The organism is Streptomyces sp. NPDC059897, from assembly GCF_042730865.1.
Taxonomy (GTDB): Bacteria; Actinomycetota; Actinomycetes; order Streptomycetales; family Streptomycetaceae; genus Streptomyces.
On sequence record NZ_JBHWKQ010000007.1, the window covers coordinates 191,480 to 210,894 of the forward strand.

The window sequence follows — 19,415 nt, forward strand, 5'->3', positions numbered from 1 at the left end:
ATCAGCAGCAGCCGTGCACCGCGTGCTCCGGCCGGTGCCACCAGTAGCGTTCGAGGACGGGGCCCTGCGGCACGTCCTCGGCGGAGGCTGACGCGGCGGCGCTGCGCGGTGCCGCCGACTGGGGCGCCGCTTCCTCCGCCGCGAGCAGGTCGGACACCTCGTGCACCACGCCACCGGCGACCACCGTACGGACCGCCGCCGCGGCCGTGACGTCCTTCAGCGGATCGCCCTCCACCAGCACGAGGTCGGCCAACTTGCCCGGCTCGATCGTGCCCAGATGCTTCGTCACACCCAGCGTGCGGGCGCCCTCCGCGGTCGCCGAGCGCAGCGCGTCGGCGGGGGAGACCCCGTACCGGACCATGGCCTGCACATTGAGGTGGTAGTAGACCGCCGGCGGCACCAGGGGACTGTCCGTGCCGACATGGACGTGCGCGCCGCCCTCGATGAGGCGACGTACGGTTTCCCCGTGCCGGGCGACGAACCCGAGTTCGGCCGTGGGCTCCTCGGCCTGCGCGGCCCGCACACCGTCGCGGAACTCCTCGTACGACTCCGAGGGCAGCAGCGCCTTCAGGCGGGCGTCGTCCAGGGCCCACCCCGCGAACCGGTACAGCGCCGCCCGCACGCTCGACAGGCCGAGCCCGGAGAGGCCGAGCGTCGGGGTGATCGGCATGCCCGACGAGATCAGCGGAGCGGTGACGTCGTCGTAGGAGTGCCCGAGGTGGGTCTCCTTCTGGCGGCGGCCGTAGCGGCTCGTGCCGCCCATGTGCTCGACGCCGTCGGCCCCGAGCGCCAGCGGACCGAACAGGTAGTGCGAGGTCGCGGGCAGGCCGATCCGGTGGGCGCCGGCGACGGCCTCCGCCTGCATGGCGTACGGCAGCCTGACGTACGTCTTGACCAGGTCGTGCCCGAGCGCCTCGTGCTTGTCCAGCTCGCGCCGCAGCTGTTCGCGGTCCGTCACGGGCCGGGCGGAGGAGTAGTACACCCGGGAGCCGTCGATCAGCTCACCGGCGGTGAAGACGCGCGGCCCCACCCGCCGCCCGGACTCCACGGCCTCCTTCGCCTCCACCAGGTGGTAGTGGCCGCTGCCCGGCGAGCGCAGCGAGGTGATCCCGAACGCCAGCCACAGCCGGGACGTCGCGTCGAGCTGCCACGGCCCGTGCTCGTGCGCCGCGATCATGCCGGGTATCGCGGTGAGCCCGCCCGCCTTCACGACCTTGTCCCCGGGGCGCACGGCCGTCGTGCCGGACTTCTCGACCGCGGCGATGCGGTCGCCGTCGAGGACGATCTCGACGTCGTGGCGGAGCCTCGACCCGGTGCCGTCCCACAGGGCGCCGACGCGCACCACCGTGCGCCCGGTCGGCCGCGCCGGACGCCACGTCAGGTCCAGGGGCACCGCGGCGCCGCGGCCACCGCGCGCGTCGGCGATCCGCAGTCGGCCCGCCGACAGGTAAAGCAGCGAACGCGAATCGCCGCTGAAGGACGGGAAGTCGGCGCTCTCGCTGTTCACGGTGCGGGCCCTGCCCGCGGGCAGCCCGGCCGCGTCCACCGGCACCACGCGCAGGGTGCCGTCGACGACACAGGCCAGGTGCTTCCCGTCGGGCGAGTACACAGGGCCCGCGTACTCCCGGTTGGCCAGCGAGGAACCGGGCACCGGATCGCTGTACCGCGCCTCGCCGGTGGCCAGTTCGACGGTGAGGACCCGGTTGTAGCCCTCACGGAAGCGCGCGGTGACCGGCGCGAGCGCCGCGACCGACACCCGGCTGTCGTCGGCGGTGAAGGCCGGGCGGCCGGGCGAGTTGAGTGGCCCGACGACCTTGCGGACGGCGCCGCTCTGCACGTCCAGGGTGTGCACGCTCGCGTCGGCGACGAAGGCGACGGCCGTACCGTCGTGGCTGACCGCGGGCAGGGTCGCGCCGCCCACGTCCGTCAGACGGCGGGTGGCACCGTCGGCGAGGGTGCACCGCCACAGCTCCTGGGTGCCGGAGCGGTCGCTGACGTACGCGACGGAGTCACCGTCGGGAGACCAGGTGGGCGAGGTGTTGTGGCGCCCGTCGGAGACCACCGCCTCGGGCCGGGCGCCGCGCCGCATCACCCAGATGTCACCCAGCGCGACGAACACCACGCGCTCGCCGTCCGGGGAGAGTTCGGGCCCGACGATGCCCCGCACGGGCCGGGCGCCGGTGGAGTCGAAGTCCCTCGGGGCGGGACGCTCCTCGACGGCCGGCACTTCCACGGACGCCGCGAACGAGACATCCTTCGCGGCGTCCGTACCGAGGGTGCGGCGGCGGATCTTCCCGTCCGCCGTGTACAGCACCTCGTCCGCGCCCACCCATCGCACCGGGAGCGGGAAGACATCCTCGTCCGGGCCCGACACCACATCGCCGTCCACGACCACCGAGGTGCCCGCGGAGGTCAGATGCGCGTAGGCGAGACGCTTGCCGTCGGGGGAGAGCGAGGGGCCCGCGACGAAGCCGGAGTCCACCTTCGCGAGGACCGTGCGGGCGCCGTCGGACCCGACCCGCTCGATCGACTGCGGCGCGCTGCCCGTGCCGGAGGTGAACACGATGGCCTCGCCGTCGGGCGCCCACGCCGGCTGCGCCTCCTGCGCCCCGCCCTCGGTCCACACCCGCCGCTCGCCGCCGTCGGCGGACAGTACGTGCACGGCGTAGCGGCTGCCGGTCTCGACGGCGCAGGCGATCCGCTTGCCGTCGGGGGACCAGCGGGGTTCGCGGTGATCGTCGGCGCCGTCGGTGAGTTGGCGCGGTCCGCGCCCGTCGGAGCCGACGACCCACAGGTGGAAGGCGCCGCCGCTGTAGGCGGAGAACACGATGTGCCGCCCATCGGGGGAGTAGTCCGGCTCGACGGCCTCCAGCGCGTCACTGATGAGCCGCCCGGCGTCACCGCCCTCGGCCGGTACCGTCCACAACGTGTTGAGCAGGTCGAACACGACGGTGCGGCCGTCGGGCGACAGCGCGGCGGAGCCATTGGTCATCCCGGTCACCGTGACGGCCGCGCGCCTCCCCGCGGCCGCCGCACCCGGCGCGGCCGCGACCGCGCCGCCCGCCCCGACGAACGCGGTCCCGGCGGCGACGAGACCGCTCCGCTTGACGAAAGCACGGCGTGTGAAAGCCACGGTCGACCAACCTCCCGAAGATCAGCAACAGTTGACGGGAGGCTACGTACACCGCGCGTCACCGCATCCGCACGGGCGGTAGATGTGATGTGAAAGTAATGCGCTGGCACACCGGACCGGCCAAGCGTCGACCCCGGCCTGCGTGGGGGCGGGACGTACAAGGGGCGGGCCGGAGGACCGGACCGCCCCTTGTCGCTGCGCCTACTGGCTCACTCCGCCCGCTTGAACTGAAGCGACTCCCCGACGGCCCCCGACCGCCACAGGTCCTGGCAGGCCTCGGCGAGCCGGTCGAGGCCCTCGGTGATGGTGCCCCAGACGATGCCGGGGACCCAGCCCTGGTCGCCGTTGATGAGGAGGTTGTTGCGCTCGTAGAACAGGGCGAGGTCGACGACGATGTCGCGCTCCGCGTGCGCCGCCTGGTTGCCCTGCTGTTCGGCGGCGGCCTCGTAGCCGTAGGAGGCCGTGCTCATCTGGGTGTTGGAGAACGTGAAGTAGCACAGGTCCCCGGGGATCGGCGTGATCGTCGGGTTCTCCAGCGGGGGCTCCTGCGGGGCGAAGGCCGGGACGAGGGTGTAGATCTCGTTGCGCGCGTACTTCGCGTGGTAGACGTCGCTGCCCAGCGGCAGGGCGTTCCAGATCGCCTCGCAGGTGATCGGGGCGCGGTCGTCGAGCAGCTTCGCGGTGGCGGTGACGCCGCGCTTGGGCAGGGAGACCTCGATGAAACGGTCCATGGATGCAATCGCTCCGGTCTGGTCGATGATCAACGTACGTGGACGGTAGGTCGGTCGGCGGTCGGCTGTCAGCCGAGCGGCATCGCCAGGTAGCGCGTCTCCAGGAACTCGTCGATGCCGACCCGGCCGCCCTCACGGCCGAGGCCCGAGGCCTTCACGCCGCCGAAGGGGGCCGCGGGGTTGGAGACGACGCCCTTGTTGAGGCCGACCATGCCGGTCTCCAGGCGCTCGGAGAGCCGGAAGGCGCGCTCCAGGTTCTCCGTGAACAGGTAGGAGACCAGGCCGTACTCGGTGTCGTTGGCCGCGGCGACGACCTCGTCCTCGTCCGTGAAGGTCAGGATCGGGGCGACCGGGCCGAAGATCTCCTGGCTCATCAGGGCGGATTCGGGGGAGACGCCGGTGAGCACGGTCGGGGTGTAGAAGTAGCCCTCGCCCTCGGCGCGCTCGCCGCCCGTGAGGACCTTCGCGCCGCGCTCGACTGCGTCGGCGACCAGTTCCTCGACCTTGCCGCGGCCGTCCTCGTCGATCAGCGGGCCAACGGTGACACCGTCCTCGGTGCCGCGGCCGACCGCGAGCGCGGCCATCCGGGCGGAGAGCTTCTCGGCGAACTCGCCGGCCACCGACTCGTGCACGTACAGGCGGTTCGCGGCCGTGCACGCCTCGCCGATGTTGCGCATCTTGGCGGCCATGGCGCCCTCGACGGCCTTGTCCAGGTCGGCGTCCTCGCACACGATGAACGGCGCGTTGCCACCTAGCTCCAGTGACACCCGCAGCACGTGCTGGGCGCTCTGCTCGATGAGCAGGCGGCCCACCGCCGTAGAACCCGTGAACGACAGCTTGCGGATGACACCGCCGCGCAGCAGCGGCTCGACGACCTCGCCGGGGCGGGACGTGGTCAGCACGTTCAGGACGCCCGCGGGCACGCCCGCCTCGGTCATGATCTCGGCGAGCTTCAGCATCGTCAGCGGCGTCTGCTCGGCGGGCTTGATGATCATGGTGCAGCCGGCCGCGATCGCCGGGCCGATCTTGCGGGTGCCCATGGCGAGCGGGAAGTTCCACGGCGTGATCAGCAGGACCGGGCCGACCGGGCGCTTCATCACGACGAAGCGGTCCTTGCCGTCGGGGGAGGCCTGGTAGCCGCCCTCGATCCGGACGGCCTCCTCGGCGAACCAGCGGAAGAACTCGGCGGCGTACGCCACCTCGCCGCGCGCCTCCGCGAGCGGCTTGCCCATTTCGAGCGTCATCAGCAGGGCCAGCTCGTCCTGGCGCTGCATGATCAGCTCGAACGCGCGGCGCAGGATCTCGCTGCGCTCGCGCGGCGCGGTGGCCGCCCAGGACTCCTGCGCGGCGCCCGCCGCCTCGGCCGCGGCGCGCGCGTCCTCCGCGCCCGCGTCGGCCACGGTGCGCAGCTCACGGGCGACCGAGGGGTCCTCGACGCCGAAGGTCGCGCCGGAGGCCGCCGGGCGCCAGCTGCCGCCGATGAACAGCCCGTCGGGCACGGACGCGACGACGGTCCGCTCGCGGTCTGTCTGCTGTTCGGTCACTGCGCTCACTTCGACTCCCGTGGTTTGGAAACTCCCGGCCCGGCTCACTCGTGGACAGCCGCGGAATTGCATGCTTGCATGAGTGTAGGTTGTTGACAATCCTACGACGCAGCCCGATGTTGATCTCCGTAGAAGATCCGTGAAATCCGTGGACCACCGCGGTCACCGAGCGAGGAGCCGTCCATGAGTGCCTTGTCCCCCGTCCTCAAGCAGGCCACCCCCGTCCTGGCCGAACGCGGCGAGGGCGTCCGTCTCTACGACGAGTCCGGCCGCGCCCACCTGGACTTCACCGCCGGCATCGGCGTCACGTCCACCGGGCACTGCCACCCGAAGGTCGTGGCCGCCGCGCAGGAGCAGGTCGGCAAGCTCATCCACGGCCAGTACACGACGGTGATGCACAAGCCGCTGCGCACGCTCAGCGAGCGCCTCGGCGAAGTGCTGCCGAACGGACTCGACTCGCTCTTCTTCGTCAACTCTGGCTCCGAGGCCGTCGAGGCCGCGATGCGCCTCGCCAAGCAGGCCACCGGTCGGCCCAACATCGTCGCCTTCCAGGGTGGCTTCCACGGCCGTACGCTCGCCGCCGCGTCGATGACCACATCGGCCACCAAGTTCCGCTCCGGGTACGGCCCGCTGATGTCGGGCGTCGCGCTCGCGCCGTTCCCCAACTGCTTCTACTACGGCTGGGACGAGGAGACCGCGACCAAGTTCGCACTGCGCGAGCTGGACCAGCTGCTCGCCACCGTCACCACGCCCGCCGACACCGCCGCGTTCATCGTGGAGCCGGTCCTCGGCGAGGGCGGCTACGTTCCCGCGAACACGGCCTTCCTGCGCGGCCTGCGCGAGCGCGCGGACCGGCACGGCATCCTGCTGATCATCGACGAGGTGCAGACCGGGTTCGGCCGCACCGGCAAGTTCTGGGGCCACGACCACTTCGACGGCAAGCCCGACATCATCGTCACCGCCAAGGGCCTCGCCAGCGGCTTCCCGCTGTCCGCGATCGCCGCGTCCGAGGAACTGATGTCGCGGGCCTGGCCCGGCTCGCAGGGCGGCACCTACGGCGGCAACGCGGTGTCGTGCGCCGCCGCCATCGCCACCCTCGACGTCATCCAGGAGGAGAAGCTCGTCGAGAACGCCGCAGAGCGCGGAGCGCAGCTCTTCGCCGGCCTGCGCGAGGTCGCCGAGTCCTACCCGGTCGGCGGCCAGGGCGGCATCGGCGACGTCCGCGGCCTCGGCCTGATGGCCGGCATCGAGTTCGTCACCGCGGACGGCGAGCCGGACGGCGCCACCGCCGCCCGCGTGCACGCCGCCGCCTCCGAGCGTGGTCTGCTGCTGCTCACCTGCGGGACGCAGGGCCAGGTCGTCCGGATGATCCCGCCGCTCGTCGTGAACGGCGAGGACATCGACGAGGGCCTGCGGCTGTGGCGCGAGTCGGTCGCGGCGGTCCTCGGCTGACACCTCCGGTGGGAACCGGGGCGGCGTTCCGACGCGGCCCCGGGTGCCGTCGTCGCCCCGGTCCGGCCCCCGCCGCGCCGGGGCGACGTGCTTCCCCGGCGCCGACTGCCGGCGCGTGAGCGACCGGGCGGCCCCCACGTCCCGGCACCTCCCGCATGGCCCGCGATGCCGCAATTCCGCCACCCCACCGCAGCGATCTTGAGACGCTCACCTCCACCGGCACCACCACGCCCGCCCGAAGGAGCCACCATGTCCGCCCCCGTCGCCACGACCGGATCCGCCGCGCCCCGCCCGGACGCGCCCGACCCGGCGACGCTGCAGAAGCTGGAGCGAGCGCTGCGGGAGGCCGTGCCGCACGGCGAGGTCGCCTTCGGGAAGCGGCGGCGCGCCGAGTACGCGCAGGACGCCTCGGTGTACCGGCAGGTGCCCGCGGCGGTCGTGCTGCCCGCCGACACGGACGAGCTGGCCGCCGCGCTCGCCGCCTGCCACGGCCTCGATGTCGCCGTCACCCTGCGCGGCGCGGGCACCTCCATCGCCGGGCAGGCCGTCGGCGACGGCGTCGTCATCGACACCTCCCGCTCCCTGAACCGCATCCTCCACATCGACGCCGAGGCGCACACCGCCCGCGTCGAACCCGGCGTCGTCCTCGACCGCCTCCAGGACGCCTGCAAACCGCACGGCCTGCGCTTCGGCCCCGACCCCTCCACGCACGCCCGCTGCACCATCGGCGGCATGATCGGCAACAACGCCTGCGGCACCCACTCGGTGGCCTGGGGCCGCACCGCCGACAACATCGTCGAACTCGAAGTCCTCACCTACGACGGCGAACGCATCCGCCTCCGCTCCCTCGACGCCGACGAACTCCAGCGCGTCATCGACGAGGGCGGCCGCACCGGCGAGATCCACGCCCGCCTGCGCGACCTGCGCGACCGGCATCTGGCCATGCTCCGCACCGAGTTCGGCCGCTTCCGCCGCCAGGTGTCCGGCTACAGCCTCGAACACCTCCTCCCGGAGAAGGGCTTCGACCTCGCGGCGGCGCTGGTCGGCACCGAAGGCACCTGCGCCGTCGTCGTGTCGGCGACCGTCAAGCTCGTCGACCTCCCGGCCCGCCGCACCCTCGTGGCGCTCGGCTTCGCCGACCTGCCCGCCGCCGGTGACGCCGCACGGCACGTCCTGCGCCACGAACCCATCGCCTGCGAGGGCCTGGGCGGCGACCAGGTCGCGGCACTGCGCCGCAACGTCCCCGACGCCCGCCCCGAGGAGATGCTCCCCGAGGGCGCGGGCTGGCTGCTGTGCGAGTTCGGCCACGCGGACACGACGCCCGACCCGGAGGCCGAACGGGCCCGCGCCGACGCCCTGTTGAAGGACACCGGCGCCGTCGACGTACGCCTGGTGCAGAGCCCCGCCGAACAGGCCGCCCTGTGGCGCATCCGCGAGGACAGCTCGGGCCTCGCCACCCGCGCCCCCGACGGCTCCGAGGCCTGGCCCGGCTGGGAGGACTCCGCCGTCCCCGTCGAACACCTCGGCGACTACCTGCGCGACCTGGCCGCCCTGCTGGAGTCGCACGGCCTGCAGGGCACCCCGTACGGCCACTTCGGCGAGGGCTGCGTGCACATCCGCATCGACTTCGACCACGCGACGGCCGAAGGAGTGCGGATCTTCCGTACGTTCATGAAGGACGCCGCCGAACTCGTCGCCCGGCACGGCGGCACCCTCTCCGGGGAGCACGGCGACGGCCAGGCCCGCGCCGAGTTCCTGCCGCTGGTCTACAGCGAGGAGGCGATGGAGGCGTTCGGCGAGTTCAAGGCGGTCTGGGACCCGGAGAACCGGCTCAACCCCGGCATCCTCGTCCACCCGCGCCCCGCCGACGAACGCCTGCGCATCACCGCGGGCCACCGCCCCACCCTCCAGCTCACCACCACCCTCGCGCTCGCCGAGGACGACGGCGACCTCACCAAGGCGCTGCGCCGCTGCGTCGGAATCGCCAAGTGCCGCACGGCGTCCGGCGGCGTGATGTGTCCGAGCTACCGCGCCACCGGGGACGAGAAGGACTCCACGCGCGGGCGCGCACGCGTGCTCTACGAAATGGTGCAGGGCGACGTCATCACCGACGGCTGGCAGTCCGAGGAGGCCGCCGAGGCCCTCGACCTGTGCCTGTCCTGCAAGGGCTGCAAGAGCGACTGCCCCGTGGGCGTCGACATGGCCTCCTACAAGGCGGAGTTCCTGCACCACCACTACAAGGGCAAGCGCCGCCCCGCCTCCCACTACGCACTCGGCTGGCTGCCCCTGTGGTCCCACCTCGCGGGCCTCGCGCCGGGCCTCGTCAACGCGGTGACTCGCAACAACCAAGCCGCCTCTCTTCTTAAGAAGGCGGGCGGTATCGCCCCGGAACGCCCTGTCCCGCCCTTCGCCGGACGCCGCTTCCGTACGAGCTTCAAGAGGCGCCGGAACGTCCCGGCCCCGGGCAGCCGCGGCAAGGTCCTCCTGTGGCCCGACACCTTCACCGAGTTCATGTCGCCTGAGGTCGGCCGCGCGGCGGTCATCGTCCTCGAACACGCCGGCTTCGAGGTGGTCCTGCCGCCCGACCGCCTGTGCTGCGGCCTGACCTGGCACACCACGGGCCAGCTCGACATGGCCAAGAAGGTGTTGGAACGCACCCTCAAGGCCGTCGACCCGTACCTCCAGGAAGGCATGCCGCTGATCGGCCTGGAGCCCAGCTGCACGTCCCTGTTCCGCACGGACGCCACGGAGCTCTTCCCCGACGACCCGCGCGCGCAGCGCCTCGCCGTCCAGACCATGACCCTCGCCGAACTCCTCGACCAGCGCGCCCCCGACGTCGACTTCGGACACCTCGACGACGTCACCGCCCTGACCCAGACCCACTGCCACCAGCACGCCACACTCGGCAGCAAGGCGGACGACCGGGTCCTCGCCCGCGTCGGTGTGGACAGCGGCCGCCTCGACTCCGGCTGCTGCGGCCTGGCAGGCAACTTCGGCTTCGAGGACGGCCACTACGACGTGTCGGTCGCGGTCGGCGAACAGGCCCTCCTCCCGGCGCTGCGCGAGGCACCCGACGACACGGTGGTCCTCGCGGACGGCTACAGCTGCCGCACCCAGATCACCCAACTCTCCGACCGCCGACCCCGCCACCTCGCGGAACTCCTCAGGGACGCGCTGAGGGGGCGGCGCGGCGACTGACCGCGTTCCGGCCTCGGGAGCTTCCCCCGGAACGCGCGCTCAGCCGCGTTCCGGGGCCTCGGCCCGCTCCGTCGCGCCGAGCTCGCTCGTCGGCACCCGGAACGTCTCCCGCAGCCCCCACGCGCACAGCGCGAGCACGAGCGCCGCCGCCGCGGAGTAGAGCCCGACGCCGATGGGGTCGCCGTCGAAGGCGATCAGGAGCGCGGTCGCCGTCGTCGCGGCCGTTCCGCCGCCCAGCGCCGCGCCCACCTGGTACGTGGCGGAGATCGACGAGTAGCGGGTGGCGGCGGCGAACTGCTCGCCCAGGAACGCCGGGATGCACCCTTGCGGCGCCGCCATCAGCACGTTCACCACCACGTACGCGAGCGTGGCCAGCAGCATCACGTGGCCGTCCACCATCGGGAAGTACGCGAAGAAGAAGGCGCCGTACGCGAGGGTCCCGAGGATCACCACCGGCTTGCGGCCGAACCGGTCGGAGACCAGCGCCATGACCGGCACCGCGACCATGAAGGCGACGGACCCGGCGACCTGGAGCAGCAGCGACTGGGTGTGGCTGTAGCCGCGCTCCTCCGCGTACGTGACGGTGAAGATCGAGCCGATGTAGGCGAGGGTGTTGTAGCCGAAGGCGACGCCGATGGCGAGCAGCATCTGGCGCGGGTGCCGCTTGACGGCGTCCAGGATCGGCACGCGCGGAGCGTGCTCGGTGCGGCGCTCCTCCTGCGGCATCCGGGAGCGGGCCACGACACCGACCAGGACCAGAAGGCCGCCCAGCCAGAACGGCACCCGCCACGCCCAACTCTCCAGCGCCTGCTGGGGGAGCAGGGTCACCAAGGTGAAGACACCGGTCCCGAAGAGGCTGCCGATCCCGATGCCCGCGCTGGTGAAACTGCCCCACAGCCCGCGCCGGTGCTCGGGCGCGTTCTCGATGCCGAACAGGGAGGCCCCGCCCCATTCGCCGCCGGCGGCGAAGCCCTGCACGAGGCGCAGCGCGACGAGCATCACCGGCGCGGCGACGCCGAGGGCGCCGTACGTGGGCAGACAGCCGATGAGGAACGTACTCGCACCCATCACCACAAGGGTGAGGACGAGCATCGCCTTGCGGCCGATCCGGTCGCCGAAGTGCCCGATGACGATGCCGCCGAGCGGACGCGCCACGAAACCGCTGCCGAACGCCGCGAACGCCACAAGGGTGCCCACCGCGGGATCGAAGCTGGGGAAGAACACCTTGGGGAAGACGAGGGCCGCGGCGAGCCCGTAGATGATGAAGTCGTAGAACTCGAGCGCGGTGCCGAAGCCGGAGATGAAGAACGTACGGGTCACGCTCAGGGAGCCGGCCCGCTGTGTCGAGCCTGGTCTGACGGTCTGTGTCATCGCTGATCCTTGGAGGGCGGCGGGGGAGCGGGCGTGGTCAGAAGCGGCTGAAGCCCTGAGCGGCGGCGGTGGCCGGGGTGCCGACCGCGTAGTCGAGCGCGCCGCCCGCGACGTCGAGACCGACGGTGAAGAGGGTGCCCCACTGCTCGTGCGGGGGCTTCGCGGCGTCGGGCCGCATGCACACGACGGCGCCCGCGCCCTCGCTCCCGCACAGTGCGGAGGCCCGATCGGCGGGCGCGAGGCCCGGCAGTGCGTCGCGGACCTTCCGCAGGTGGGCGAGGCGCTCCGCCGTCGACGAGTCGCCGGGGCACACATCCCCGGCCGCGAGTTCCGGGTCGAGGAAGTGGTTGGTGTGCAGCAGCCAGCCGTCATCGCCCGGCCGGACCACGGCGAGGCCGCGCGGCGACAGTTCGAGGCTCGCGGCTCCCTCGGCGGTGACGACGGTGAGCGAGGTGGAGGCGGTCACCCGCGCCGAACCCGCGATCGCCGCGGCTTGGTCGAGGGTGTCGGCTTCGTCGAGGATCCGGCGCGCGACGGCGTGCACGGGGACACCGCCGCCCTCGCCGTCGGCGCGGTGGAACAGGATGTTGAAGTGCACGCCGAGGCCCGCACTGTTCACCCCGATCTTGGCCGGGGCGCCGAACTCGGTGAACAGCTTCACCGTGCGGCCCGCCGCAGGCGTCAGCTCGTGCAACAGGGCGTCGGGAACGAGGAGTTCGTGCCAGTCCCACGTCTGCACGGTCTGCGGGGCCGTGCCCCCGGGCGCGTACACGGCCGTCGAGCACTCGCCCTCGCCGGCGGGCGGGCACAGCGCGAGGATCTCCGTGCGGGCGCCGACGGCGGCCACCTGCCAGCGCTCGACGCCCGCCGCGTCGGCGCAGGCGTCCGACTCCTCGGCGAGCCCCGGAGCCCACTGGCGCAGCGCCTCGTGGCTCCGCTCGGCGAGCTCGCGCACCCGCGTCGCGGGCAGGCCGAGCGCGGCGAAGTGCTCCAGGTACAGCGCGCTCACGCGGCGGACCTCGCCGCCGAACCGGCCACCGAGCAGCGCGCCACGCTCGTGCGGGTCGACCGTGTCGGTGGTCAGGGTGTGCAGATCCACGGGTGTTCCTTCCGGGCCCACGGGGCCATGTGTCGGTGCGGCGCCGATCACGGTAGGAAGGTAAAACGTTTTATACAATGCCTGGTCGGAACGATTGACCAGAGGGGACGGAGGGGCGGCGGCGTGGCGCGCACCCGGGGCATCACCATCAAGGACGTGGCACGCAGGGCCGGTGTGTCGATCACCGCCGTCTCGCACGCCCTCAACGACAAGGGCACGCTCAGCGCCGCGACCCGCGAGCACATCCGCGAGGTCGCCGACGAGATGGGCTACGCGGCGGACGCCCTCGCCCGCGGCATGCGCAGCTCCACGATGGGCGCGGTCGGCCTCGTGCTCCGCTCCCTCGACGCGCTCGGCGACTACAAGCCCGAGGGCGTCGACGTCTTCGAGAAGTTCGTCGGCGCCGCCGCCTCCCAAGCTCTCGCCCGCGGCCTGAGCCTGATGCTGGTGCCCGACCTGACACGGGCACCGGTGCCGCCCCTGACGTTCTCCATGGACGGTTACATCGTCACCAACCCGCACCGCGACGACCCGGTCATCGCCCTGCTCGACAAGCGCGGCATCCCCTACGTCACGTACGGCGGCGCACCTGGACGCCCCGACTTCCCGTACTGGGCGTCAGAGGACGACGCGGCTTCGGCGCGCCTGGTCCTGGACCATCTGGCGGCCAGCGGCGCCCGCAGCGTCGCCCTCGTCCGCGGCACCGACGCCAACGCCTGGAACGACGAGCACCAGCAGGCCTACGCGGCGTGGTGCGCGGACCGGAACACCCCTGCCCGCCTCTACGAACTGGCCGAGCGCGCGGGCGTCGAGGGCGGCGTCGACCTCGCCCGCCGGATCGTGGCCGACGGGCTGCCCGATGCCGTCTTCTGCCTCACGGGCCGGCACGCGGCGGGCGTCCAGGAAGGCCTCATCGCCCAGGGTGTCGAGGTCCCCAGCCGGGTGATGGTGGCCGCCGGCTCCGACTCCGAGCACTCCCGGAACGCCCGCCCCGCGATCTCCGCGCTCGAACTGGACCCGGTCGGCAGCGCGGGCGCGCTCCTGGACATCCTGCAAGCCCTGATCGCGGGCACGGAGCCGGTCGCCCCGCGCATCACGCGGGCGCATCTGAGGGAGCGGGAGTCGACGCGCGGATGACCGGCGTTGTCGATTCGTGTCCGCGACCCGCCGGATACCGATGAGTTCTGCCGCATCCGCCGGTCTATGAGTGTTAGTTGGTACAGAGCCGAACGGCCACGAATGAAGAACCAGGGAGATCCGACATGCGCACGCTGATCAGTACGGCCTTCGTGTCCCTCGACGGAGTCATGGAGGCGCCGGGCGGCGAGCCCGGTTACCGCAACTCCGGCTGGACCTTCAAGGGCGTCGACTTCGTGCCCGAGGCGTTCGAGATCAAGGGCCGGGAACAGACCGAGGCCACCGCGATGCTGTTCGGCCGGGTCAGCTACGAGGCGTTCAGCCCGGTGTGGCCGGGCATGGAGGAGTTCGCCGAGTACAAGCCGATGCCGAAGTACGTCGTGTCCACCACCCTCAAGTCCGGTGACCTGGTGTCGGGTTGGGGCGAGACGACGATCCTGCGCTCGCTCGACGAGGTCGCCGCGCTGAAGGAGACCGAGGGTGGCCCGATCATCATGCACGGCAGTGCCACCCTCAATCAGAACCTGTCGGACGCGGGCCTCATCGACCGCTATCACCTGCTGGTCTTCCCGCTGCTGCTCGGCGCGGGCAAGCGCCTGTTCAGCGCCACCGACAAGGACACACAGCACCTGAAGCTCGTCGAGCACGAGGCGTACGCGAACGGGCTGCAGAAGAACGTCTTCGACGTCGTGCGCTGAGGTCCTGTCGGGGGTGCGCCGACGCCGCCCGCGTACGCGCGCGGCCGAGTCCCTCAGTGCCGGAACCCGTACTCCGCCCACTTCTCCAGCACGGTCCGCCGTACGTCCTCGGGGTACGAGTTCCGGAACGAAGCGGTGATCCCCGGTGCGGCGCCCGCCAGTTGGGAGGGGAGCAGGCAGCTGATGACGGCCTTGCCGCCGCGGCCCGAGCGGGCCTCCTCCGGGGTGAGGTAGGGGACCATCGGGATGCCCGGCGCGTCCGGATAGACGTACTCGCCGGAGCCGGGGTGGTAGCGGGTCGCCATCGCCCACACCAGCTGGTCGATGTCGGTGACGTCGATGTCGTCGGCGACCAGGATCACCTTCGGGACCAGCCACCCGGTGTGCGAGCCGAACAGCACCTCGGCGACGGCGTCGGCCAGTTGGCGCTCGTTCATCCGCGTACCGGCCAGCCGCCCGATGTCGACCGAGACGGCGATCCAGCACGTCGCGGCCTCGTACGAGCACCAGGCCATCGAGACCGGAAGCCCGCTCGAACGCAGCAGGTCCAGGCTGGTCGCCGAGATCATCGTGCCCCAGATGGTGTGGTTCTCCTCCGGCGGCAGACCCGCCACGCACACCGGCAGGATCGGGTCGTCGCGGTGCGTGACGGTCTCCACGTGGAAGACGGGCTGCCGCTTGCTCTCGGCGAACGAATACCCGTGGTACTCGCCCATCGGCCCCTCCGGGGCGGTCTCGTCCGGGCTGATCCAACCCTCCAGGACGATCTCGGAGTTGGCGGGTACGTGCAGATCGTGCAGCTCGGTGCGGACGACGTCGACCGGGCTTCCGGCGAGGGCGCCCACGTACCCGTCCTCGTTCACCTCGGCGGGCAGCGGCATGCCCGCGGCCGCGAGCGCGGCGGGCGGCGCCCCGAGGACCATGGCCCAGGGCGTGGGCTCGCCCCGCTCGCGCCACATCTGGTGGATCATGCCGAGGTGCTGCTGCGGCATGGCGGGCCCGACGAGCGTGCGCGGCCCGTGCAGCATGGTGCGGCTGACGGACCAGCTCGTCCACGTCCCGTCGGGTGTGCGCACCACATGGAAGCCGTACGTACCGAAGTACCGGCCGCCGTCCTCGGCGTGCAGAAGCGGCACGGGGAAGCGGGTGAGGTCGACGTCCTCGCCCGTCAGGACGTTCTCCTTGCAGGGGCCGTCGGCCACGACGCGCGGGGCGAGGGGATCGGCGTGCATCGCGGAGATGAGCCGCTCCAGCAGCTCGCGCGGCGTGGTCTCGCGGGGGAGCCCGAAGTGCGCGGCGAGCCGCCCGTACGCTCCGTCCGCGCGGCCGGTGAGGCCGGCCGGCGCGCCGAGGACGCGATGCCCGGGTGCACCCTCGGTGAGGTTGCTGAACAAGGGGGCGGGGCCGCGCGTCTCGTACACGCGCCGTGTGATGGCGCCGACCTCAAGGGTGGGGCTGACCGGCTGACGGATGTCGACCGCGTCACCCGCCTCGACCAACTCCTCCACGAAGTCACGGAAGTTGAGCGCGCTGCCGCGTTGCGTCATGACAGACCCTTTCCTGCGGGGAGGTTCGCCACGAGTGGCCCTCTCCGAAGACATCACACACAGTTATTACGTACACGTCCTACCTTCCTCACGGTAAAGTACGTGTACGTCCTAATCAAGCGAGAGGTCCCCACCCGATGCCCCGTCCGACGTCCCGCAAGAGCGAGCGCGCCGAGGCCCTCGAGGCCGCACTCGACGGGCTCGGGCCGCTCGCCCGCCAGCTCAACCAGCTGCACACGCGCCTCTGGTACGAGCAGGTCCACCAGGACCTGACCGGCCCGCAGTTCACCGTCCTGAGCCTGCTCGACCTGCACGGCGACCTGGACCAGGGCACGCTCGGCACGCTGGCCCACCTCGACAAGTCGACGGCGGCGCCGCTCCTCGAGCGCCTGCGCCGCAGGGGACTGCTGGACCTCGAGAAGGACGAACGCGACCGCCGCCGCAAACTCGTCCGCCTCACGGAGAGCGGCCGCCACCTGGTGGCCCGCCTGGCGCCCGGTGTCACGGACGTGAGCGACCAGATGCTGGACGTGCTCACGGCGGAGGAACGGGAGGCGTTCCTGCGGATGCTGCGGCGGGTGACGACGCGTCCGGGGGGTCCGTGACGGGGCCTGCGGCGGGACGTGGCGCGTCGGTCCGGAGGGGCCGTGACGGTGCTGCGGCGGGACACGCCGCATCCGGAGGGCCTGTGGCGGTGAGAGGATCGGGGCATGGCGACGACGACCGTGACCGGGGACTTCGACCTGACCATGGACGAGCTGCGGGCGGTCGCCCGGTTCGCCGTGGAGAGTGCCGAGCAGGTGCTCCCCGTGTTCGAGGCGGAGGCACCGGACGATCCGCGGCCCCGCGCGGCCGTCGACGCCGCGTGGGAGTTCGTCAACGGCGCGAAGCGGTCCCGGTTGCAGCGCGTGACCGCGCTCGACGCGCACCGGGCCGCCGCGGAAGCGGCGACGGAAGCCGGGCGCCTCGCCGCGCGCGCCGCCGGTGACGCCGCCTCCGCCGCGTATCTGCACCCGATCGCGAAAGCCACCCAGGTCGGCCACATCCTGCGCGCCGCCGCCTGCGCGGCCCGCGTTGAGGAGTTGGCCGCGGGCGGTGACCCGGAGGCGGGGGAGCGGGCCATCGAACATGCCGGGCGGCGCGCCACCCCACTCCTCGTGGACGTACTGTGCCGATACCCCGCGGCGCCGCGGGGCAAGGCGCGTGTGGCGTACCTGATGAGCACCCTCGACGCGGCCTTGCGCGGTACGCGCCAGGAGTAGCGGCAGGCCGACCGGTGCCGGTGTGGCTCAGCCGCCGAACCGGGGGTCCGTTTCCACGAGCCGGGCGAGGTTCTCCAGGGCCATCCGCGTGCCCGTCTCGTTCTGGTCGGCGGGGACGACGTCGGGGATGCCTTCGTGCAGCATCCGCACGTCGGTGCCGCCGTCGGCGTCGGTGAGCGTGGTGGTCATCGTCATCGTGGTGCGCAGCGCCGGATCGGCGGACTCGAAGGCGAGCACCTCGACCACCTCCTCGTCGGGCGCGAGCCTCGCGAAATGGCCGTGGTACGTGTCGGTGTGCGAGGCCGACTTGCCGCTCCCGGTCGGCGCGTCATAGGTGAGCGAGACGCGGAACCTTCCGCCCTCGCGGGCGTCGAACTCGTGCACGTGGCCGGTCATGCCGGTGGGCACCCGCCAGTGCGCGATGGCGTCCGGGTCGATGAGCGCCCGGTAGACGGCGGCACGGGGTGCGTTGACGTGCCAGGAGAGCTCGGTGGAGTACATCGGCCGAGCGTAGCGCCGGTGACGTCGGCCGGCCCCGGGAGGACGCGGGGTCGCGGCGACACTTCGGCTGGGCCCGAAGCGTTCCGCGCCTAGCGTCGGTGACATGAACCAAGGCGTGAACCGAGGCATGAACCGAGGCGTGAACCGAACCGTGCATGAGATCGCCCGCTACGAGGATGTGCGTGCGGCGCTGGCCGATCCGGACCTGGTGCCGGAGCTGCCCGCGGCTCCCGAGGGGAAGGAGGGCGCGTCCATGGCCTGGCTGCGGGCCTCGGTGCCCCGCTTCGACTCAGGGCCGCGGCACGCGCGCCGCCGCGCGCTCGTGGAGTCCGAGCTGGCCCGCCTCGACGTGGCTCGACTGTGCGCCGCGGCCGCCCGGTGGCCCGAGGCCGAGGACGCGGACCCGCACGTGGTGCGCACCCTCGCCGAGGCCCTGGGCTACCGCGAACCCGGCGCCGTGGCGAAGGCGGTCGGAGCCGTCGCGCCCGCCTACTTCGGCGGCGAGGACCCGGACGCCGACGCGGCGGTGGCACGTCTCGTGGAACTGCTGACCCCGCCGGAGCGCGGGCCGGAGGAGAGCCGCGGCCGGCCGCACACCGACGGCGTCCCGGACCACGCCGAGGTCGCCGCCGCCCGCATCTGCCTCCTCGTCCAGGCCCGTGACGCCACCGCCACCCTGGTGCGGCACGCCGACGCCACCCCCGCCGACGCCCGCCCCGTCGAGTGGCTGCTCCACGAAACGCTGCGCGGCGACCCGCCCGTCCGCGTCCTGCGCCGCGTCGCCGCCCGCGACACCCGCGTCGCCGGTCGGGACATCGCCGCGGGTGACCTCGTCCTCCTGGACGCCACGGCTGCCGCCCCCACGGCCGCCGACGCGCCGCTCGCCTTCGGGGCGCCGCCGCGCGTCTGCCCCGGCCGGGCGCACGCGATGGCGCTGGCCGCGGGCGCCCTCGCGCACCGCCGCCCCACGCGCTTCGCCGACCTGCACCGGGGCGACGCCCCGCTGCTGCTGCCGAACGCCTGGGACCGCGCATCCGCCGCCGCGCTCGCCGCCGCCGGCTTCGAGGCCGTCGGAACCACCAGCCTCGGTGTGGCCGCCGCGGCCGGGCTCCCGGACGGCGCGGGTGTCACCGCCGTTGCCACCCTCGCCCTGGCCCGCGTGCTCGGCCGCACCCCACTCCTGTTCACCGTCGACATGGAGGGCGGTTTCAGCGACGACCCGGTGGAAGTCGCTGACCTCGCCCGCCAGTTGAGTGCCGCGGGCGCTGCGGGGATCAACCTGGAGGACGGGCGCGCGGACGGCGGCCTCACCCCGGTCGACCGGCATGCCGCGAAGATCGTGGCGGTCAAGGCGGCCGTCCCCGACCTGTTCGTCAACGCCCGCACCGACACGTACTGGCTGGGCCACGGCGTCGACCACATCGACCATGAAGACACGGTGCGGCGCCTCGCCGCGTACCAACAAGCGGGCGCTGACGGCCTGTTCGTGCCGGGCCTCACCGCACCCGACCGGATCCGCGCCCTCGCCTCCCGATTCGAGCTGCCCCTCAACATCCTCTACTCACCCACCGGGCCGACCCTCGACGAACTCGCCGCGCTCGGTGTCCGCCGCGTCAGCCTCGGCTCGCTGCTCTACCGCAGGGCGCTCGGCGAGGCCGTGGCCACCGCGCGGGCCGTCCGCGAAGGACGCCGGCCCACCGGCGACACACTCTCGTACGCGCAGGTGCAAGGACTGTAGGTGG

Annotated in this window: 14 protein-coding genes; 7 read left to right on the forward strand and 7 right to left on the reverse strand. The window is 72.7% G+C overall.

What is annotated here, in order from left to right; translation table 11 throughout:
• Window position 1: 1 nt before the first annotated feature.
• The 3 genes from ACFV9W_RS11075 to ACFV9W_RS11085 form a co-directional block, all read right to left on the reverse strand.
• Complete coding sequence (locus ACFV9W_RS11075) at window positions 2-3,133, reverse strand: amidohydrolase family protein (RefSeq protein WP_385757989.1); 3,132 nt, start codon at window positions 3,131-3,133, stop codon at window positions 2-4.
• Window positions 3,134-3,342: 209 nt separating this feature from the next.
• Window positions 3,343-3,864, reverse strand: coding sequence for a DUF3830 family protein (locus ACFV9W_RS11080; protein WP_385757992.1), 522 nt, complete (start codon window positions 3,862-3,864; stop codon window positions 3,343-3,345).
• A gap of 68 nt (window positions 3,865-3,932) precedes the next feature.
• Window positions 3,933-5,417 (reverse strand): NAD-dependent succinate-semialdehyde dehydrogenase, encoded by a 1,485-nt coding sequence (locus tag ACFV9W_RS11085; RefSeq protein WP_385757995.1) that lies wholly within the window; start codon window positions 5,415-5,417, stop codon window positions 3,933-3,935.
• Between the two features lie 174 nt (window positions 5,418-5,591).
• Here ACFV9W_RS11085 and ACFV9W_RS11090 point away from each other — a divergent pair, with 174 nt between their 5' ends.
• Both ACFV9W_RS11090 and ACFV9W_RS11095 read left to right on the forward strand, forming a co-directional pair.
• Window positions 5,592-6,860 carry an aspartate aminotransferase family protein gene (locus ACFV9W_RS11090; protein ID WP_385757997.1) on the forward strand — a complete coding sequence of 423 codons (1,269 nt, stop codon included), beginning with the start codon at window positions 5,592-5,594 and terminating at the stop codon, window positions 6,858-6,860.
• 249 nt (window positions 6,861-7,109) lie between these two features.
• A complete protein-coding gene (locus tag ACFV9W_RS11095; RefSeq protein ID WP_385758000.1) occupies window positions 7,110-10,058 on the forward strand; it encodes an FAD-binding and (Fe-S)-binding domain-containing protein in 2,949 nt (982 codons plus the stop codon).
• Between the two features lie 39 nt (window positions 10,059-10,097).
• On the opposite strand, the gene ACFV9W_RS11100 is transcribed toward ACFV9W_RS11095, so the two are convergent.
• Together ACFV9W_RS11100 and ACFV9W_RS11105 are read right to left on the reverse strand one after the other, a co-directional pair.
• Complete coding sequence (locus ACFV9W_RS11100) at window positions 10,098-11,429, reverse strand: MFS transporter (RefSeq protein ID WP_385758002.1); 1,332 nt, start codon at window positions 11,427-11,429, stop codon at window positions 10,098-10,100.
• A 37-nt stretch (window positions 11,430-11,466) separates the two neighbouring features.
• Complete coding sequence (locus tag ACFV9W_RS11105; RefSeq protein ID WP_385758005.1) at window positions 11,467-12,528, reverse strand: C45 family autoproteolytic acyltransferase/hydolase; 1,062 nt, start codon at window positions 12,526-12,528, stop codon at window positions 11,467-11,469.
• Window positions 12,529-12,651: 123 nt separating this feature from the next.
• On the opposite strand from ACFV9W_RS11105, the gene ACFV9W_RS11110 reads away from it, so the two are divergent.
• Window positions 12,652-13,665 carry a LacI family DNA-binding transcriptional regulator gene (locus ACFV9W_RS11110; protein WP_385758006.1) on the forward strand — a complete coding sequence of 338 codons (1,014 nt, stop codon included), beginning with the start codon at window positions 12,652-12,654 and terminating at the stop codon, window positions 13,663-13,665.
• Between the two features lie 125 nt (window positions 13,666-13,790).
• Window positions 13,791-14,363 (forward strand): dihydrofolate reductase family protein, encoded by a 573-nt coding sequence (locus tag ACFV9W_RS11115; protein ID WP_385758009.1) that lies wholly within the window; start codon window positions 13,791-13,793, stop codon window positions 14,361-14,363.
• 53 nt (window positions 14,364-14,416) lie between these two features.
• Here ACFV9W_RS11115 and ACFV9W_RS11120 read toward each other — a convergent pair whose 3' ends face one another.
• Complete coding sequence (locus ACFV9W_RS11120) at window positions 14,417-15,910, reverse strand: UbiD family decarboxylase (RefSeq protein WP_385758012.1); 1,494 nt, start codon at window positions 15,908-15,910, stop codon at window positions 14,417-14,419.
• A 137-nt stretch (window positions 15,911-16,047) separates the two neighbouring features.
• Here ACFV9W_RS11120 and ACFV9W_RS11125 point away from each other — a divergent pair, with 137 nt between their 5' ends.
• Together ACFV9W_RS11125 and ACFV9W_RS11130 are read left to right on the forward strand one after the other, a co-directional pair.
• Complete coding sequence (locus tag ACFV9W_RS11125) at window positions 16,048-16,515, forward strand: MarR family winged helix-turn-helix transcriptional regulator (protein WP_385758014.1); 468 nt, start codon at window positions 16,048-16,050, stop codon at window positions 16,513-16,515.
• Between the two features lie 105 nt (window positions 16,516-16,620).
• Window positions 16,621-17,172, forward strand: a complete 552-nt coding sequence (locus tag ACFV9W_RS11130; protein WP_385758016.1) for a putative immunity protein — start codon at window positions 16,621-16,623, stop codon at window positions 17,170-17,172.
• A gap of 27 nt (window positions 17,173-17,199) precedes the next feature.
• Here ACFV9W_RS11130 and ACFV9W_RS11135 read toward each other — a convergent pair whose 3' ends face one another.
• The gene (locus tag ACFV9W_RS11135) at window positions 17,200-17,673 is read right to left on the reverse strand and encodes an SRPBCC domain-containing protein (RefSeq protein ID WP_385758018.1); all 474 of its coding nucleotides are present in this window, start codon (window positions 17,671-17,673) and stop codon (window positions 17,200-17,202) included.
• Between the two features lie 139 nt (window positions 17,674-17,812).
• On the opposite strand from ACFV9W_RS11135, the gene ACFV9W_RS11140 reads away from it, so the two are divergent.
• On the forward strand, window positions 17,813-19,411 hold the full coding sequence (locus tag ACFV9W_RS11140) for an isocitrate lyase/phosphoenolpyruvate mutase family protein (RefSeq protein ID WP_385758021.1): 1,599 nt from the start codon (window positions 17,813-17,815) through the stop codon (window positions 19,409-19,411).
• Window positions 19,412-19,415: the final 4 nt, after the last annotated feature.

Excerpts from the sequence above, each read along its gene's own strand:
- ACFV9W_RS11080 (WP_385757992.1), bottom strand. The coding sequence starts at position 3,864 with ATGGACCGTTTCATCGAGGTCTCCCTGCCCAAGCGCGGCGTCACCGCC.
- ACFV9W_RS11090 (WP_385757997.1), top strand. The coding sequence starts at position 5,592 with ATGAGTGCCTTGTCCCCCGTCCTCAAGCAGGCCACCCCCGTCCTGGCC.
- ACFV9W_RS11095 (WP_385758000.1), top strand. The coding sequence starts at position 7,110 with ATGTCCGCCCCCGTCGCCACGACCGGATCCGCCGCGCCCCGCCCGGAC.
- ACFV9W_RS11100 (WP_385758002.1), bottom strand. The coding sequence starts at position 11,429 with ATGACACAGACCGTCAGACCAGGCTCGACACAGCGGGCCGGCTCCCTG.
- ACFV9W_RS11115 (WP_385758009.1), top strand. The coding sequence starts at position 13,791 with ATGCGCACGCTGATCAGTACGGCCTTCGTGTCCCTCGACGGAGTCATG.
- ACFV9W_RS11120 (WP_385758012.1), bottom strand. The coding sequence starts at position 15,910 with ATGACGCAACGCGGCAGCGCGCTCAACTTCCGTGACTTCGTGGAGGAG.
- ACFV9W_RS11125 (WP_385758014.1), top strand. The coding sequence starts at position 16,048 with ATGCCCCGTCCGACGTCCCGCAAGAGCGAGCGCGCCGAGGCCCTCGAG.
- ACFV9W_RS11130 (WP_385758016.1), top strand. The coding sequence starts at position 16,621 with ATGGCGACGACGACCGTGACCGGGGACTTCGACCTGACCATGGACGAG.
- ACFV9W_RS11135 (WP_385758018.1), bottom strand. The coding sequence starts at position 17,673 with ATGTACTCCACCGAGCTCTCCTGGCACGTCAACGCACCCCGTGCCGCC.